The organism is Microvirga antarctica, from assembly GCF_017921815.1.
Classification (GTDB): domain Bacteria; phylum Pseudomonadota; class Alphaproteobacteria; order Rhizobiales; family Beijerinckiaceae; genus Microvirga; species Microvirga antarctica.
Genome location: NZ_JAGEMM010000001.1, coordinates 1370265 through 1386734, shown reverse-complemented (window position 1 = coordinate 1386734; position 16470 = coordinate 1370265). Strand labels below are relative to the sequence as shown.

Sequence of the window (16470 nt, the reverse complement as noted above, 5' to 3'; positions counted from 1 at the left end):
CTCTCGGCGGACCACCTTCGCGCCTCCTGCGGGCCTCGATCGAGCCGCCATGCCAGCGCTTGAGAAATCGGCCGTCGTGAGCCTTGCGCCACAACAGCCGCCAGCTCCCGCGAGCGGTCGTTCTTTCGGCGACCTTCAGCGGATCATCCGACCGGTGCTGGTGATTCTGCCGGCTGTCGGCTTGGCGCTTGGGTTTGCGGCTCGTCTTTCCGGATACACGCCCTGGGCCGCGACCTTTTGGGGTGCGGCCTGTATCCCCGTGCTTCTTGCTCTTTTGGTGGACATCGTCGCGAGTCTCCGGCGGGGCGAAGTCGGGCTCGATATCGTCGCCGCCCTGTCCATGACCGCCGCGCTGGTTTTCGGCGAGAATCTCGCTGCCGTGGTCGTGGCTCTCATGTATGCCGGTGGGCAGAACCTCGAGAATTTCGCTGAGCGTCGCGCCAATCGGGCAATGACGGCGCTCCTGTCCCGCCTGCCGCGCACGACACTGCGTTATCGGGACGGTCAGCTTGACGAGATCGCGCTCGATTTGGTCAGACCGCAGGATCGCCTGCTGGTGCGACAGGGTGACGTGGTGCCGGTAGACGGCACTGTGGGGACCGCGCTTGCGGTGCTCGATCAATCGGCCCTCACCGGGGAATCACTGCCGGTGCAGAAGAATGTGGGCGAACCGGTCATGAGCGGCGTGACCAATGTGGGCGATGCCTTTGATCTCGTGGCGACACACAGAGCCGCTGAAAGCACCTATGCGGGCATCGTCCGCCTCATCGAAGCGGCGCAACGATCCAAGGCACCCATGGCCCGCCTTGCCGACCGGTTCGGCATGGTGTTCCTGGCATGGACCATCCTGCTGGCGGGCGGCGCGTGGCTGTGGACGGGCGATCCGATCCGCGCGCTGGCGGTGCTCGTGATCGCGACCCCCTGTCCGCTGATCCTGGCGGTTCCGGTTGCCATCGTGTCAGGCGTGTCGCGGGCCGCGAAGGTTGGTGTTCTGGTCAAGGGTGGCAAGGCCCTCGAGACGCTCGCCAGGGTCCGGGTGCTCGTCCTCGACAAGACGGGCACGCTGACGAACGGACAGGCGCGGGTGGTCGACATTCGTCCGACTGCCGGAACATCGCCCGACCGCTTGCTGCAACTTGCGGCCTCTCTCGATCAGGCGTCCAAACACGTCATCGCGCAGGCGCTTGTGGCCGATGCGAAGGAGCGGCGCCTGCCACTTCAGCTTCCCACCTCTCTGGCGGAGGAGCCTGGCGAAGGCGTGTCCGGCATCGTCGACGGCCAAAAGGTTGTTGTGGGCGGCATCCGCTATGTCGACAAAATGATCTCGGATGGCGACGCCGTCCTGGCGAGGGGCGATTTTCCAGCTGGCTCAGTGGTGGTCTCGGTGGCGGTGGATGGCGTCTTCGCGGGGTTTCTGATCCTGGCCGACAGTCTGCGGACCGATGCCGCACAGGTCATCGGCAAGCTCCGCGCATTGGGGATCGCCCGGATCGCTCTGGCGACGGGTGACCGCAGGGACGTCGCCGAGGCGGTGACGGCCGATCTTCATCTCGACGCCGTCTGTGCCGATCTCAGTCCCGGGCAGAAGACAGAGATTGTCGCGCAGGAGCGCCGCTTCGGGCCTGTGATGATGATCGGCGACGGCGTCAACGATGCTCCCGCGCTCGCTGCTGCCGATCTGGGCGTCGCCATGGGCGCCAAGGGAGCCGCTGCCTCCGCGGAGGCTGCAGACGTGGTCCTGCTGGTCGATCAATTGGGAAAAATCGTCCCGGCGATCGAGGCCGCGCGGTGGTCGAAGCGGATTGCGCTGCAGAGCGTCTATGCGGGAATCGGCCTGTCGGTCATCGGTATGATCGTGGCCGCGCTTGGCTATCTGACGCCCGTTCAGGGAGCGTTGATCCAGGAGGTGATCGACGTCGCGGTGATCCTCAATGCCCTTCGGGCGCTGGGGACGCCGGCAGAGGCCTTGACATGAGATGGGCGCAAGGTGCCGCATCATCGGCCACCGCTGCGAACGAGAGTATCATGGTCGAGCCGTCTGAAGCCGGGACGCCACCAACCGAGCGGCCCCGACGCAAATGGGGGGCGCTCGGCTTTCTGAGAACGCTTGGCCCCGGCTTGGTGACGGGGGCCGCCGACGACGACCCCAGCGGGATTGCGACCTACAGTCAGGTCGGCGCGCAATTCGGCTATGGTCTCGCCTGGACGATGCTGTTCAGCTTTCCCCTGATGACGGTGATCCAGGCGGTGAGCGCGCGCATTGGCCGCGTTACCGGCTACGGCATCGCGCAGAACCTCCGTCGGCACTACAATCCGTGGCTGCTGCGCTCGGTCGTGCTGCTGCTTCTTGTCGCCAATGTCATCAATCTCGGCGCAGATCTGGGCGCCATGGGCGCGGCGCTGGGCTTGCTGATCGGCGGGCCGCCGCTTGTCTACACGGTGCTGTTCGGGATCGTGTGCATCCTGCTCGAAACCTTCATGAGCTACGATCGCTACGCCGCGGTGCTGAAATGGACGACCCTGTCGTTGTTTGCCTATGTGGCGGTGGTCTTCTCTGTCCACGTGCCCTGGGGCGAGGCGCTGTTCAGCACGCTGGTGCCGCAGTTCGTTCTGGATGGACCGCATGCGATGGCGATGGTCGCCGTTCTCGGCACGACGATCAGCCCGTATCTGTTTTTCTGGCAGGCCGGGCAAGAGGTCGAGGAGCAGCACAGGCGGCACGTGAAGCCGCTCTGCATCACCCCGCGGGATGCCGGGCCGGAACTGTCCCGGATCCGCCTCGACACGATCACCGGCATGGGTTTTTCCAATCTCATCGCCCTGTCCATCATCCTCGCCACGGCCGCCACGCTGAACGCCAATGGCGTCACGGATATCCAGACCTCCGCACAGGCGGCAGAAGCCCTGCGACCGGTCGCCGGCGAGTTCAGCTTCGCCCTCTTCTCGGCCGGGATCATCGGCACCGGCATGCTGGCGGTCCCTGTTCTTGCCGGATCGGCCGCCTACGCGGTGAGCGAGACCTTTCGCTGGACAGAGGGTCTCAACCGTCGCCCGCGAGAGGCGAAGGCGTTCTATGCGACCATTGCGGTCGCCACCCTCGGGGGCGTCGCCCTCAACCTCTTGGGATTCGACCCGATCAAGGCCCTGTACTGGAGCGCGGTGGTCAACGGCGTTCTGGCCGCGCCGCTTATGGCGGTCATGATGGTGATCGGCATGAACCCCCGCATCATGGGGCGTCTCACCCTGTCGCGTCCGGCTCTCGTGGGCGGCTGGCTTGCCACCTGCGTCATGGCCATCGTGACCCTCGGATTTTTTGTCCTGTCCTGATACTGCGCGCGGATGCCGCCGCAAGCCCAGCGGGATTGATCGCGATCAAGGCGACGAGCCGCGCAATGGGCCAGGATGGTGTCCTGAGAGCCCATGATCGGCTGAATTCGGGAGAATACCGTGCTCTATCACATCACGCTCCACCTGGCCCGCAGCAAGGATTTCCCTGAGGGGAGCGCGCATCGCGGCTACGAGATCACCGCGCCCCTCGACGGGGCCGGGCTGCTCGATCAGGAGAGCTGGGCAACGCAACGCAGCCAATGCCGCGTCCGGCGGTTCTGGGACGACGAGGCCCCCCGCCAGGGTGTTCTGGTCCACCGCGCTGGCGGCGCGGGTGGTGCGACCTGGATGATCGACTACGACCAGGATCGGACGGGCGACGAGGAGCCGGGCTATCGCCTCAGTCAGCATCGGTTCGCGAGCGGCGAATACGTCACCATCAAGAATGAGGACGACGCACCACACACCTTTCAGGTGGTTGCGGTGGAACCGATCGGCCGGCAGAGCGCGGCGGTCGCCCGATGATGCCCCGGGGCCTTGCGGCGATGGCACTGACGCTGGCCGTGGCGGCGCCGCATGCGGCGACTGCCCAGGAGGGGCGTATTCAGCGAGGCGCGCATTTCGCACAGGTTCACTGTGCGCAGTGCCATGCGATCGGGCGGATCGGCGACAGCCCGCTGTCGGAGGCGCCGCCGTTCCGGATATTGCACACGCGCTACCCCATCGAGAACCTGGCGGAATCCTTCGCCGAGGGCATCACCACCGGGCATCCGACCATGCCGGAATTCCAGCTCGATGCGGCCGAGATCAACGATCTGATCGCGTATCTGCAATCGATCCAGAAATGATCTGCGGCCTCACCTGACGACCAGGACAGGGATTTTCGAATGGGCCAGCACCTTCATGGTCTCGCTGCCCAACAGGAAGGCCGACAGACCCCCGCGCCCATGCGACGCCATGACGATGACATCGCACCGGCGTTCCTCCGCTGTGCGGATGATCGCCGCATAGGGGGCATCGTCCTCGACGTGGATCGGGGTCGGGTCCATGCCGACGCGTGATGCAATGGCGGTAGCTTCCGACAGGGCGCGGTCGGCAGCCATCTTCATCTGTCGCTTGAACGATGTCGGCGTCTCCTCTAGTTGATCCGCCTCCACGGCAAAGACATGAAAACGCTCGGTGACCGTCAGCACGAACAGCTTTGCGCCGAGCTCTTCGGCGAGACCGGCTCCATGTTCCACGGCGCGGCCGGATAGTGACGACCCGTCAGTGGCAACGAGAATGTTGCGATACATGAAAATCTCCCTCCGCTCTGGAGAGCTCAGCAAAGGGCTGCCGGGCCAGCTTGGCATTGATCCTCGTCAATCGGCCATGTTCCAAAGGGACTTTTCCGAAAGCCTCTGCCTCGAACTCTGGGTCGAGACATTCGTGAGGCTTCTTTGGTTTCAATGAGCCGTGAGCAGCTGAATGGTCCCGGGCATGACCGTATGCGACCGGAACCACAAGATCCGCATCGCAATTCACAGGGGAGGCAAGCCGGCCGCCGGCACGCGATCGCCGCCAGCCCGTTTCCATATTGATATTGAGCAATGCGGACCAATGGCGTCCCGCCGTAGCATTTTTCTCGGACATGCGGGCATCCGGCTCGCAGCGGCGTTTCTGGTGTGAGAAGACAACATGCTGTCAATTCCCGCGCCCCTCAAAGCGGAGCTCGACGCCCTTGAACGCGCACTGTCCTGCGTGGTCAACGGAGGCGGTCGACTCGGTGCGGCGGCGCGATGCGTGGACGAGTTGATCCACCCCCATTTCGCCCGGGAGGAAGATGGACTTCGTCCGCTAGGCATCCTCGCTGACATTGCTGCCGGACGGTCAGTTCCCGACGCACCGGGCGTCATTGCGCTGACCGAACAGCTCAAGAAGCAAGGCCCGCTGATCGAGGCGGATCAGAAAGCAATTGGGCGCGCCCTTGACGATCTCGCGGCAGCCGCTGCCGAGGTTGGCGATGCGTCGGCGGGAGCACTTGCTGAAAGGCTGCAGCGGCACATCTTGTGCGAGGCCGAGATTCTGTACCCCGCCGCCCTTCTCGTGGGCGCAGCCCTGAAGCAATTCGTCACACGTGAGCCGACGCGCGCACGGTGGCCCGAGCGGCTCGTGTAGCTATTTCGTCAGGCCGGTCCTGGCTCGTCGAGAATGAGCCGAAGCGTTCGCGCAAGCTCCGCCTTTGCATAGGGCTTCTTGAGCCACCGCGCTTCCGTGGCGTGGCCGCGTTGCACCACATCAGGCTCCGCATAGCCGGATGTCAGCAGCACCTTGATCGACGGCCAGGATTCCCGCGCCACTGCCGCCAGATCGGCACCGGTCATGCCGCCGGGCATGATCATGTCGGTGAACAGCAGCTGCACATTGCGGTGCCCTTGCAGAATCGCCAGCGCCGACGGGCCATCGGGGGCATCGAGAACGCGGTAGCCGAGTTCGCGCAGGCGCGCCATTGTCATGCGTCTCACCCGCGCATCGTCCTCCACGACGAGAATCAGCTCGCCGCGGCCGCGAAAATCACCGATGGGACTGTCGATCGGCTGCTCGATCGCGGCCTCGCCGACAGGCGCAAAGCGCGGCAGATAGATCCGGATTGTCGTGCCGCGATCGGGTTCGCTGTAGAGAGCCACATGCCCGTTCGATTGCTTGGCAAAGCCATACACCATGGCAAGGCCGAGTCCGCTGCCGGCTCCGACATCCTTGGTGGTAAAAAACGGCTCGAAGGCCCGCTCCTGCACATCCCGGGACATGCCGCTTCCCGTGTCTGTGACCGCGACCATCACGTAGCGGCCGGCTCTCACTTCCGGATAGAAGCGGACGTAATCAGCCTCGAGCTCGGTATTCTCCGCGGTGAGGATCAGCCGGCCGCCATCCGGCATGGCGTCGCGGGCGTTGATGGCGAGGTTCAGGAGGGCGTTCTGCAATTGACTCGGGTCGACAAGCACGGTCCAGAGGTCATTGTCCGACTTGCCCCTGACGGCGATCGCTTCGCCGAGGGTGCGGCGCAGGAGCGGAGTCATCTCACCCAGCAATTGCCCGATATTGGTGGGTCTCGGTTGCAGCGGTTGCCGACGCCCGAACGCAAGCAGGCGCTCGGTGAGCTGAGCGCCATTCTCTGCGGTCTCCCGCGCCTCCCGCACCAGGGCCATCTGGCGCTCGTCTGTCAGTCCCGCCTCGAGCATCTCGAGATTTCCGAGAATCACCGTCAGGAGATTGTTGAAATCGTGGGCCACCCCTCCTGTGAGTTGGCCGATCGCTTCCATTTTCTGGGCCTGTCGCAATTCCTGCTCGATCTTGCGCGTCGCCGTCAGATCGCGAATGAAGCCCGTGAACAGGCGCCTGCCGCCCGTCTGGACTTCGCCGACCGCGAGCTCCATCGGAAAGACGCTGCCATCCTTGCGCTGGGCGCTGACGACGCGGCCGATTCCGATAATACGGCGCTCGCCGGTCCGCCGATAATGCTCCAGATAGCCGTCATGCTCCTGCCGGTAGGGCGCTGGCATCAGCATGCTGACATTCTGCCCCACCACCTCCTCGGCTGCGTAGCCGAACAGGATCTCGGCGGATCGGCTGAACGATTCAATCACGCCGCGCTCGCCGATTGTGATGAGCGCCTCGGGGGCCGTGTCGACGATGGAGCGCAGCCGCGCCTCGCGCTCCTGCAGAGCGGCCTCGGCTGCCTTCCGTTCAGTCAGATCCAGAGCGAAAGCCGCAAAGCTGATGCCATCATGGGTGGCGCAGGCCGCCAGGGCGGGCACGCGCTGGCCGTTGCGCAGAAAATCCTTTTCGTACAGGGCGGAGACACCCGATGCACGGGCCTCGGCGACGGCGCGCTGGTCGGACGCGATCGATTCCGGTGCGGTCACCTCGTCCAATCCCACCTGACCCGACAAGACCTCGGCCTTGGTGCGGCCGATCAGGTCAAGATAGGCCCGGTTGACTTCGACGATCCGGCCGCCAGCGTCGGTCAGCACGGCGCCGATCGGGATGGCCTCGAGCACGGTGCGAAGGCGCGCCTCGCTCGCCCGTTGCGCCTCCTCGGCCTGTTTGCGCTCGCTGATATCCTCGATTATCGAGATGCGGTAGCGGCGTGACATGCCGGTTCCGGCAAGTGACGACGTCATCCGCACCCACACGGTCGAGCCATCCTTGCGCAGATGGCGCTTTTCGATGCGGTAGCTCGGGATCGTACCGTCAAGCAGTCGAGACGCGACCGCCTGAGCCTGAGGCAGATCGTCCGGATGGACGAAATCGGCGAAGTTCCGTCCGATGATTTCATCGTGTCGGTAGCCCAGGATTCCGGAGGCGGCCTCATTCACGTCAATCACGAGGCCGGCCAGATCCACAAGCCAGATTCCCACCGCAGCCTGGTCGAATGCGACCTGAAAACGCTCCGGCTCGAATGCGGCCTCTCGCGCCTTCTCCTTATCGTTCGGGCGCTCCATTGATGCAGATCCCTGGCGCCGGTTGCGGCAATGCCAACTCTAGGCCTTCGTACGCCGCCCGCAAAGGCGACGCGACGCGGGTTGGACGAGGTTTCAATGCGCTCGTGCGGTGAGCCGTACGGATTTTGCTTCGCCGGAATCCTCGCCGCCTCCGCCTGCCAAGGCCTGCAATGCGGCCGGATGCCTGAGAACGATGCGTTGCCGGCCTTCCAGGGCAATCAGGCCGTCGCGCTTGAATTTCGAGAAGACGCGGCACACGGTTTCGATGGTCAGGCCCAGGTAATCCGCAATATCGAGGCGGCTCATCGGCAGGTCGATGGTGAGCGGCCTGCTGCGATCGGCCCCCGACCGGCGCCCTGCGGAAAGCAGAAAACTCGCGACCCGCTCTTCGGCGCTTAGTTGGCCCAGCAGGATAATAAGATGCTGGGCCGCGCTCATGTCCCGATACATCCGGGCGAGCAATTGCTGACGAAGATGCACCGAAGCGTCCACTGCGGCGTAAAGCCTGCTGAGACTGAGACGGTTCAGCCGAACCGGCGTGACCGCCTCAGCGGTGTAGAGATGGGGGCCCTGGAACGAGACGCCGAGGCTCTCGCCCGGAAAGACAAAGCCCGTGACCGCGCGACGACCGTCAGAAAGAATGCGATAGAGCCGCAGACAGCCCTCCGTCAGCTGAAACAAGTGGCTGGATGCGTCCCCTTCCCAGAATACGGCCTGGCCCGACGCGAAGGTCTCGCTGGGTTGTGCCGCGAAGAGGCTTTCCAGGGTCTCGCCCTCGCGTACAAGGCTGAAGGCGGGGCCCGGGTCGGTGCGGTTCGGGGCGGCGAGTGAGGAATACATGGCTTGCTCCGCATGGGATCATGACCCGATGCCGAGTAGACCAGCAGATTGTCACAGACGTATCATGCCCATGTACGGATATGTACGCGTTCTGTAACATTCTGTGACAGGCCGAGGGGCTCACCCTCAGATGACGACCACGAGGACGTTCCATGCCTGAGCAGCCTCATATCCTGATCGTCGACGATGACCCCCGCATTGTGCGCATGCTGTCCACCTATCTCATGGGCGAGGGGTTCGCCGTGTCCACGGCGGAAAACGGCGCAGCCATGCGCACTTGCCTCCAGCGTCACCCCATCGACCTCATCCTGCTCGACCTGATGCTTCCCGGCGAGGACGGCCTCCAGCTGGCGCGCGAGATCCGCAGCACCGCAGCCATCGGCATCATCATGCTCACCGGGCGAACGGACATGCTGGACACGGTTGTCGGCCTGGAGGTGGGGGCGGACGATTACATGGCCAAGCCGTTTCACCTGCGCGAGGTTCTGGCCCGGATCAAAAGCGTGCTTCGCCGGTTGCGGCCGCCAGCGCCGAACAACAGTGCCGTTGCGGGGCCCGCAAGTTCCAGTGCCAGAATCCGCTTTGACGGCTGGGCGCTTGATCTCGGACGGCGGGAATTGACGACCCCCGGCGGCCAACTGGTGCCGCTGACAAGTGGCGAGTTCGATCTTCTGGCCACCTTCGCGGCCCATCCCGGCCGCGTCCTCGATCGGGATACGTTGATGGATCTCACCCGCGGACGGCGCTGGGAGGCATTCGACCGGGCCATCGACGCGCAAGTGGCGCGGCTTCGCCGCAAGATTGAGACTCAACCCAAGAGGCCGACATTAATCAAATCCGTGCGGGGCGTCGGCTATCTGTTCACCGGCGACGTGGAGCATCCCTAAGAGTCGGCAGGCAAGAACCCCAAGGCCGGAAGTTGTGTGCTAGACTCCGTCGCGAGAGGATACGCCAATGACGGACGCGTTCCGAGTGCCGATCGATATCAAGTATGCCATCGAGGGAGGTGAGCCTGCTCTGATGGCGTATCGCCGATGGCGCAACATCTCGCGCGACGACCTCGCGGCCAAGAGCGGCATTTCAAAGGACGATATCGAGGCGATCGAGGATGGCCACAAGGATATCGAGGAAGCCATGCTCGAGAGCCTGTCCGCCGCGCTTGAGGTGCCACAGGACCAGTTGATCTGAGAGGCTCTGCGGCTTGCTTGGGGCAAACGGGATCTCAAGAGCGTGTCAGCCTCGAGATCCGCGAGACGCCGCTTCGGGGCGCCAGGTGGAGAGTCGCCTGTTGCGCGCTCCCGCAGGAGCGGCGCATTCGGCGGGTCTCTACGGGGCTTTCACCAGCTCGACCACATCTTCGAGGCTCGAATAGGGCAGGGTGAAGCGCTCGCCGCGGAACATGGTGGGAACGTCCTGTCCGCCGGCGTAGCCTGATGTCAGCTTGCCAATGACCGTGAAGGTCTCGCCTTCCTTCACGGGGCCCCAAGGCTCGTCGATATAGTCAACGACCCCCAGTTCAGCGAGCTTTTCCTCGACGGCCAGCGTGCGGGCATGCGACGGCAATTGACGCAGGCTGTTCTGGATATCGTCGCGAAGGGATGCGTAGGCGGGGTTTCCCACCTTGTAGCGAAGGTCCGCGTCCTGCGTGAAACGCCAGACGGAGCCGCGCACCATCTGCTGAAGCTTGGTCAGGGGCGTGTCATCGACCTTCTTGCCCCGCTTGGCGCTCGCAGGGGCTTCGGCCGGGAGCACATCCGCGATCAGGGCCCATTTCGTCGACCATTCGACAGCGCGGTAATCGCCCTTGGTCAACTCGTCCGTGTAGTCGAAAATGTCCGGAGCGTTGGACCGGCTGGTTTCCTTCGCCTCAAAATGGCGCAGGCGCATGTCGTCCGGAAGAAGCAGGTAGAACGACTCGCTCTTCACATCCACATCGAAGATCCGCTTGACCTTCACAACCTGGTCGCGGCTCGAGGGAGCAGGCACGCCATCGCCGGTCGGATAGACGGTCGTGCCCTTGGGAACGCGAATATAGCCGCTCGCTTGAATCTCGGACATATGAATTTAGTCTCGCTTTCATGAAACACTATTATGTGGGGCGCACGCGCGCGTCGGACCCCACTCTCCAGTGCCCGCTAAATCGTCAAATAGCCACCGTCTGGACGATCAAAATCGCCGTTCTGTCTGCTTTTGGCACCCCGACGCCGCCTTTCGGGACCTCCGGATTGCCGAAGCAGGTCAGCAGCCAGCGACGCCGCTTGCCGTCCAACCACCGCAAATTCGGCGATATTTCCATCGAACCACGTCAATCCCGCCGTGGCAACATTTGGCCTGATCCTGGTTGCGTCATCGGGCGGTACAGGGTGCGACCAACCAGAGCTTACACTGCCCGCTTCGGCCTTTCACCTCTATCCGCAATGCTTCCCTCCTACCTCAAGGGAGTAATGGCAGGGTGACCGAATTTGCTCCAGAGTCTCCCCCGACCTCCGGTTCTCGAACATCTCGCGGCATCGCCGACGATCTGCTCGAACGGTCGATTGTGGCGCACCGGGTGAGCTGGGGAACGATGACGACTTTTCGAAACGACATTCAGGCACTGCGCGGCTTAGCCGTTGTGCTGGTCGTTCTGTACCATGCGCAGATCGGTGGCCTCGAGTCCGGATTCCTCGGCGTCGATGTGTTCTTCGTCATCTCGGGCTATCTGATCACCAGGATTGTCCGGGACGACATTCAGAACGGCAAATTCACCTTCGGAAACTTCTATTTCCGACGCGCCAAGCGCATCCTGCCATCGGCCTATCTCACCATTTTCGTCACGGTGCTGGCCTCCCAGTACTTCCTCACCAAGACCGAGTATCAGCAATTCGTCCTTCAGGTGTTCGGCTCGGTGGCCTATGTGGCCAACGTGGTGCTCTGGCGGCAGACCGACTATTTCGGCACAGGCGCGATCTTCAAACCGTTGCTGCATATGTGGTCGTTGTCGATCGAGGAGCAGTATTACCTCCTGCTCCCGGCGGCGCTCGTGTTCGTGCCGCGGCGTCTGTGGTCCTGGGGCGCGTGGCTGGTTCTCTTCGTCAGTCTCGCCCTCTGCCTGGTGATGGTGCCCTGGAAACCGAGCCTTGCCTTCTACCTCCTGCCGACCCGGGCCTGGGAATTGGCGATCGGGTCGGTGGGCGCGCTCGCGCTCGCCCACATGAAGCCCGCGCGGCCCTTCACCTGGCTCCTCGGGCCGGCGCTGATGCTCCTGCTCGTCGTCCCGGCTCTGCCCCTGATCGACGGCCATCCGGGGGGCAGCGCCATTCTGGTGTGCGTGGCCACGCTGGTGGTGATCCTGTGCCGTTCCGAGGCACTCAACGCGAACATCGCGGTGCGCGGCCTGGCCAAGATCGGCGACTTCTCCTATTCGCTCTACCTGGTTCACTGGCCGCTATTTGCCTACGCCCATAACGTCTATCTCTCGACGGAAGTACCGCTGCCGGTTCGCGCGGGTCTTCTGGCGCTCTCGTTCGTCCTGGGCTACGCGCTTTACCGATTCGTCGAATCCCCCATCCGCCGGGCGAAAATCCTCCCGACGCGCCAGGTCATCGCGGGGGCCGTTGCGGCCTCTGTCATCCTCGTCGCCACGCCGTTTGCCTTGGTATCCATCCCCTCGTCCGACGTGGACTACGTCGCCATGCGCCGGGGCAACATGGGTTTCGGGGCGCAATGCGAATTCAACGGGGATTTCACCCCCAAGCCTGAATGCCGCAACGCGGCCGCCCCCAAGATGCTCGTCTGGGGGGATTCCAACGCCATGCATCTTGTCCCGGGCATCGCGGCGACGACGGATGCGGGCGTGGTACAGGCGACAAGGAGCGTCTGCGGCCCGTTCCTCAACCTCGCCCCTCTCGATGACCGTCACCAGAGGCCCTGGGCGGAAGAATGCCTGAAATTCAACCAGTCGGTTCTGACATTTCTCGCCGACACTCCCTCCATCGAGGTGGTGGTCCTGTCGAGCGCGTTCGGCCAGTTCCTGACCCCGCCCAACCGGTTGCTGCGTGAAGTGGACGGCAAGCTGGTGGAAGTGGATGCGGGGTTGGATGCGGCCATCGGCGCCATGCGCGAGACGGTCGACAAGATCCGCGGCATGGGCAAGCGTGTCGCGGTCATCGCGCCGCCGCCCAAGGGCAAGTTCGATATCGGCCTTTGCCTCGAGCGGCAGCACACCGGCAAGATGACGCTCGGACCCTACCAGAGCTGTGATATCGGCCTGAAGGATTACCACGAGTTCCGGGCCGAAGTGATTGCCTTCATCCGTCGCCTTGCCAAGGAGGTCGACGTCGACGTGATCGGGTTCGACGACGTCCTGTGTTCGGCGCAATCCTGCCGGACCGCGTTCGACGACACGTTCATCTATCTGGACGATGCCCACCTCTCGAACGACGGCTCGCGTCTCCTTGCCCAGCATATGCAGCTCGGGCAGCGTCTGATGAACGAATCCTGGTAACCCGGGGCAAAGGGCCCGGCGCCGGTCGCGATAGCGCGCCACTTGCTCCAGACGAGCCGGGTTCGCGCCCCGCCCGCGGCTGAACGAATCCCCTCGAGGGTCCTTTTCTCTCCGCCCGGCCCTGCGCTATGGTCCCGGCGACTCGCACGAAAGAGATAAGATGACCCGCACTCCCACGCACGGCCTCCAGGTCGATTCCAGCCTTTTCGACTTCATCGAGCGCGAAGCGCTGCCGGGAACGGGCGTGTCCTCCGACGTGTTCTGGGCTGGATTGGCCAAGCTCGTGGGCGAGTTTTCGCCGCGCAATCGCGATCTGCTCGCGGCCCGCGACGCCCTCCAGGGCAAGATCGACACCTATCACCGGGATCGTGCGGGGCAGCCGATCGATGCCGCGCCTTACGAGGCGTTCCTGCGGGACATCGGCTACATCCTGCCTGAACCGGACCCTTTTACCGTCGCGACTACGGGCGTCGATGAGGAGATCGCCAGCCTCGCCGGGCCGCAGCTTGTGGTGCCGACCTCGAATGCCCGTTACGCGCTCAACGCCGCCAATGCCCGCTGGGGCAGCCTGTACGATGCGCTCTACGGCACAGATGCGATCCCGGAGGAGGCAGGCTCCACGAGAGCCGCGGGCTACAACAAGCTTCGCGGCCAGACGGTGGTGGCGCGGGCCCGCGCATTTCTTGACCAGGCGGCCCCCCTTTCCGGCGGACGCCATGCCGACGTGGTGGCGTACGGGATTGAAGGCGGCCAGTTGATGGCGACGCTCGCCGATGGCACCCGTTCGGGTCTTGCCGATCCGGCCCGGTTCGTGGGGTATGCGGGCGACGTCGCCCATCCGTCCGCTTTGCTTCTGCGGCACAACAACCTGCACGTCGAGATTACCATCGATCGGAGCAGCCCGATCGGCGCGGATGATGCGGCGGGCGTGTCGGATCTGGTGATCGAATCCGCCCTCTCCACCATCATGGATCTTGAGGACAGCGTGGCCGCCGTGGACGCGGCCGATAAGGTGGTCGTTTATCGGACCTGGCTTGGTCTGATGAAGGGCGACCTGTCGGAGCGGTTCGAGAAAAGCGGTCGCATGATCGAGCGAAAGCTCAACCCCGACCGCACTTACACAGCCCCCGACGGCGGCGCCCTCCGGCTCCACGGCCGTAGCCTCATGCTCGTCCGCAACGTTGGCCATCACATGGACACCGATGCGGTGCTGGACGAGACCGGCGCTGCCATCCCGGAGACCATCCTCGACGCGGCGGTGACGTCGGTCATCGCCCTGCATGATCTTCGGGCCAAGGGAGAGCTTCGCAACAGCCGCACGGGTTCGATCTATATCGTCAAGCCCAAGATGCACGGGCCGCAGGAAGTGGCGTTTGCCAACGATCTGTTCGCCGAAGTCGAGGACATGCTGTCGCTGGCTCGCAACACGATCAAGATGGGCATCATGGACGAGGAGCGGCGCACCACCGTCAACCTGAAGGCCTGCATTCGCGCGGCGAGCGAACGGATCTTCTTCATCAATACGGGCTTTCTTGATCGCACGGGCGATGAGATCCACACCTCGATGGAAGCCGGTCCCATGGTGCGCAAGAACGACATGAAGGGGACCCCGTGGATCAAGGCCTACGAGGAATCCAACGTCGATGCCGGGCTTGCATGCGGGCTTCCCGGACGGGCGCAGATCGGCAAGGGCATGTGGGCGGCCCCCGACAGGATGGCCGACATGATGGCGCAGAAAATCGGCCATCCGATGGCGGGGGCCAACACCGCCTGGGTTCCGTCTCCGACTGCCGCGACGCTGCATGCCTTGCATTATCATGAGGTCGACGTGCAGGCGCAGCAGCAGACGCTGCGCAAGCGCGCACCCGCAAAGCTCGCGGATATTCTCACCATCCCGGTCTCGCAATCGAACTGGGCGCCGGAGGCGGTGCAGCAGGAACTCGACAACAACTGCCAGGGCATTCTCGGCTATGTGGTGCGCTGGATCGACCAGGGCGTCGGCTGCTCCAAGGTCCCCGATATCCACGATGTCGGGCTGATGGAAGACCGCGCGACCCTGCGCATCTCGAGCCAGCATATCGCCAACTGGCTCCACCATGGCATCGTCTCGCACGATCAGGTGACGAAAACCCTGCGGCGGATGGCGGAGGTGGTCGACCGCCAGAATGCCGGCGACCCGCTGTATCGGCCGATGGCGCCGGCTTTCGACGGTCCGGCATTTGCTGCGGCGGCCGACCTCATCTTCAAGGGCCGCGCCCAGCCCAACGGTTACACCGAGTGGGTGCTGCATGCGCGGCGCCGGGAAGCCAAGGCGGCGCAATCCGCCTAACCGTCGAACACGCGCTCGTCTCTTTTGACCCTCCGGGAGAATTCCATGAGCCTTTCTTCAAAGACTGCCGTCGTCACCGGCTCCACCAGCGGCATCGGCCTTGCCATTGCGCGCGCCCTCGCCAAGGAGGGCGCCAACGTCGTCCTCAACGGATTCGGGTCCGCTGACGCCATCGAGAAGGAGCGGGCGGCGATCGAGCGGGAGTTTGGCGTCAAGGCGATCCACTCGGCGGCCGACATGAGCAAGCCGGACGAGATCGCCGCGATGATCAAGCTTGCCGAGACGACGTTCGGGTCGGTCGATGTCCTCGTCAACAATGCGGGAATCCAGTTCGTGGCGCCGGTAGAGGACTTTCCGGTCGAGAAATGGGACCAGATCATCGCCATCAATCTGTCGTCGGCTTTCCATGCGATCCGCGCCGCAGTGCCGGGCATGAAGACGCGCGGCTGGGGGCGGATCATCAACACCGCCTCGGCGCATTCCCTGGTCGCCTCGCCGTTCAAATCCGCCTATGTGGCGGCCAAGCACGGCATAGCGGGCCTCACCAAGACGGTCGCCCTCGAAGTGGCCACCAAAGGCATCACGGTCAACTGCATCAGCCCGGGCTACGTGTGGACGCCGCTGGTCGAGAAACAGATCCCCGACACGATGAAGGCGCGCGGGTTGACGAAGGAACAGGTCATCAACGACGTGCTGCTCGAGGCCCAGCCGACCAAGCAATTCGTCACCGTCGATCAGGTCGCAGCACTCGCCGTCTTCCTGTGCTCGGACGCGGCCAGCCAGATGACCGGCGCCAATCTGTCGATGGATGGCGGCTGGACGGCCGAATAGGACCTTGTGCGCGAGAGGCGAAGGCGGTTGTCCCGCGAAGTGCCGTAGCGACAGGCTCGTGCGTGACGCTAGGCAACCATGAGCCGGCTCAAGAATCTCGCTGGGCGCACCGAAAAACGATGGCGTGTCGTCGACCTGTCATGTAATTTTGCAACTGGGGAACACGGGTCGAACCC

General features: G+C 64.0%; 15 protein-coding genes. 10 read left to right on the top strand and 5 right to left on the bottom strand.

All coding sequences use genetic code 11. From position 1 onward, the window contains the following. The first annotated feature begins 49 nt into the window (after nucleotides 1-49). The 4 genes from J4G32_RS06725 to J4G32_RS06710 all read left to right on the top strand — a co-directional run bounded on the left by J4G32_RS06725 (nucleotide 50) and on the right by J4G32_RS06710 (nucleotide 4175). Nucleotides 50-1975: a heavy metal translocating P-type ATPase gene (locus tag J4G32_RS06725; protein WP_210485326.1), complete on the top strand. Its 1926-nt coding sequence runs from the start codon at nucleotides 50-52 to the stop codon at nucleotides 1973-1975. 50 nt (nucleotides 1976-2025) lie between these two features. Then, nucleotides 2026-3327 (top strand): NRAMP family divalent metal transporter, encoded by a 1302-nt coding sequence (locus J4G32_RS06720; protein WP_210485325.1) that lies wholly within the window; start codon nucleotides 2026-2028, stop codon nucleotides 3325-3327. Between the two features lie 120 nt (nucleotides 3328-3447). Beyond that, a complete protein-coding gene (locus tag J4G32_RS06715; RefSeq protein WP_210485324.1) occupies nucleotides 3448-3852 on the top strand; it encodes a hypothetical protein in 405 nt (134 codons plus the stop codon). A gap of 20 nt (nucleotides 3853-3872) precedes the next feature. Next, entirely contained in the window at nucleotides 3873-4175 is a 303-nt protein-coding gene (locus tag J4G32_RS06710) for a c-type cytochrome (protein WP_246504785.1), read from the top strand. Nucleotides 4176-4184: 9 nt separating this feature from the next. Here the strand turns inward: J4G32_RS06710 and J4G32_RS06705 are convergent, their stop codons facing one another. Together J4G32_RS06705 and J4G32_RS06700 are read right to left on the bottom strand one after the other, a co-directional pair. Beyond that, nucleotides 4185-4622 carry a universal stress protein gene (locus tag J4G32_RS06705; protein ID WP_210485323.1) on the bottom strand — a complete coding sequence of 146 codons (438 nt, stop codon included), beginning with the start codon at nucleotides 4620-4622 and terminating at the stop codon, nucleotides 4185-4187. Continuing rightward, nucleotides 4594-4959 carry a hypothetical protein gene (locus J4G32_RS06700; RefSeq protein WP_210485322.1) on the bottom strand — a complete coding sequence of 122 codons (366 nt, stop codon included), beginning with the start codon at nucleotides 4957-4959 and terminating at the stop codon, nucleotides 4594-4596. Before J4G32_RS06700 ends, J4G32_RS06705 begins: the two co-directional genes overlap by 29 nt. Before the next feature lie 45 nt (nucleotides 4960-5004). Between J4G32_RS06700 and J4G32_RS06695 the strand changes: the two genes are divergently transcribed. Then, nucleotides 5005-5484, top strand: coding sequence for a hemerythrin domain-containing protein (locus J4G32_RS06695; protein ID WP_210485321.1), 480 nt, complete (start codon nucleotides 5005-5007; stop codon nucleotides 5482-5484). An 8-nt stretch (nucleotides 5485-5492) separates the two neighbouring features. On the opposite strand, the gene J4G32_RS06690 is transcribed toward J4G32_RS06695, so the two are convergent. Then, nucleotides 5493-7808, bottom strand: a complete 2316-nt coding sequence (locus tag J4G32_RS06690) for a PAS domain S-box protein (protein WP_210485320.1) — start codon at nucleotides 7806-7808, stop codon at nucleotides 5493-5495. A gap of 93 nt (nucleotides 7809-7901) precedes the next feature. Further along, complete coding sequence (locus J4G32_RS06685) at nucleotides 7902-8648, bottom strand: Crp/Fnr family transcriptional regulator (RefSeq protein ID WP_210485319.1); 747 nt, start codon at nucleotides 8646-8648, stop codon at nucleotides 7902-7904. Between the two features lie 152 nt (nucleotides 8649-8800). Between J4G32_RS06685 and J4G32_RS06680 the strand changes: the two genes are divergently transcribed. Both J4G32_RS06680 and J4G32_RS06675 read left to right on the top strand, forming a co-directional pair. After that, entirely contained in the window at nucleotides 8801-9535 is a 735-nt protein-coding gene (locus J4G32_RS06680) for a response regulator (protein WP_210485318.1), read from the top strand. Nucleotides 9536-9602: 67 nt separating this feature from the next. Further along, entirely contained in the window at nucleotides 9603-9836 is a 234-nt protein-coding gene (locus J4G32_RS06675) for a helix-turn-helix domain-containing protein (protein ID WP_210485317.1), read from the top strand. A 138-nt stretch (nucleotides 9837-9974) separates the two neighbouring features. On the opposite strand, the gene J4G32_RS06670 is transcribed toward J4G32_RS06675, so the two are convergent. Continuing rightward, nucleotides 9975-10706 (bottom strand): hypothetical protein, encoded by a 732-nt coding sequence (locus J4G32_RS06670; RefSeq protein ID WP_210485316.1) that lies wholly within the window; start codon nucleotides 10704-10706, stop codon nucleotides 9975-9977. Between the two features lie 508 nt (nucleotides 10707-11214). Here J4G32_RS06670 and J4G32_RS06665 point away from each other — a divergent pair. The 3 genes from J4G32_RS06665 (at nucleotide 11215) to J4G32_RS06655 (ending at nucleotide 16294) form a co-directional block, all read left to right on the top strand. Then, the gene (locus tag J4G32_RS06665; RefSeq protein ID WP_210485315.1) at nucleotides 11215-13134 is read left to right on the top strand and encodes an acyltransferase family protein; all 1920 of its coding nucleotides are present in this window, start codon (nucleotides 11215-11217) and stop codon (nucleotides 13132-13134) included. A gap of 160 nt (nucleotides 13135-13294) precedes the next feature. Continuing rightward, on the top strand, nucleotides 13295-15463 hold the full coding sequence (locus J4G32_RS06660) for a malate synthase G (protein ID WP_210485314.1): 2169 nt from the start codon (nucleotides 13295-13297) through the stop codon (nucleotides 15461-15463). A 45-nt stretch (nucleotides 15464-15508) separates the two neighbouring features. Further along, the gene (locus J4G32_RS06655; RefSeq protein ID WP_210485313.1) at nucleotides 15509-16294 is read left to right on the top strand and encodes a 3-hydroxybutyrate dehydrogenase; all 786 of its coding nucleotides are present in this window, start codon (nucleotides 15509-15511) and stop codon (nucleotides 16292-16294) included. Nucleotides 16295-16470: the final 176 nt, after the last annotated feature.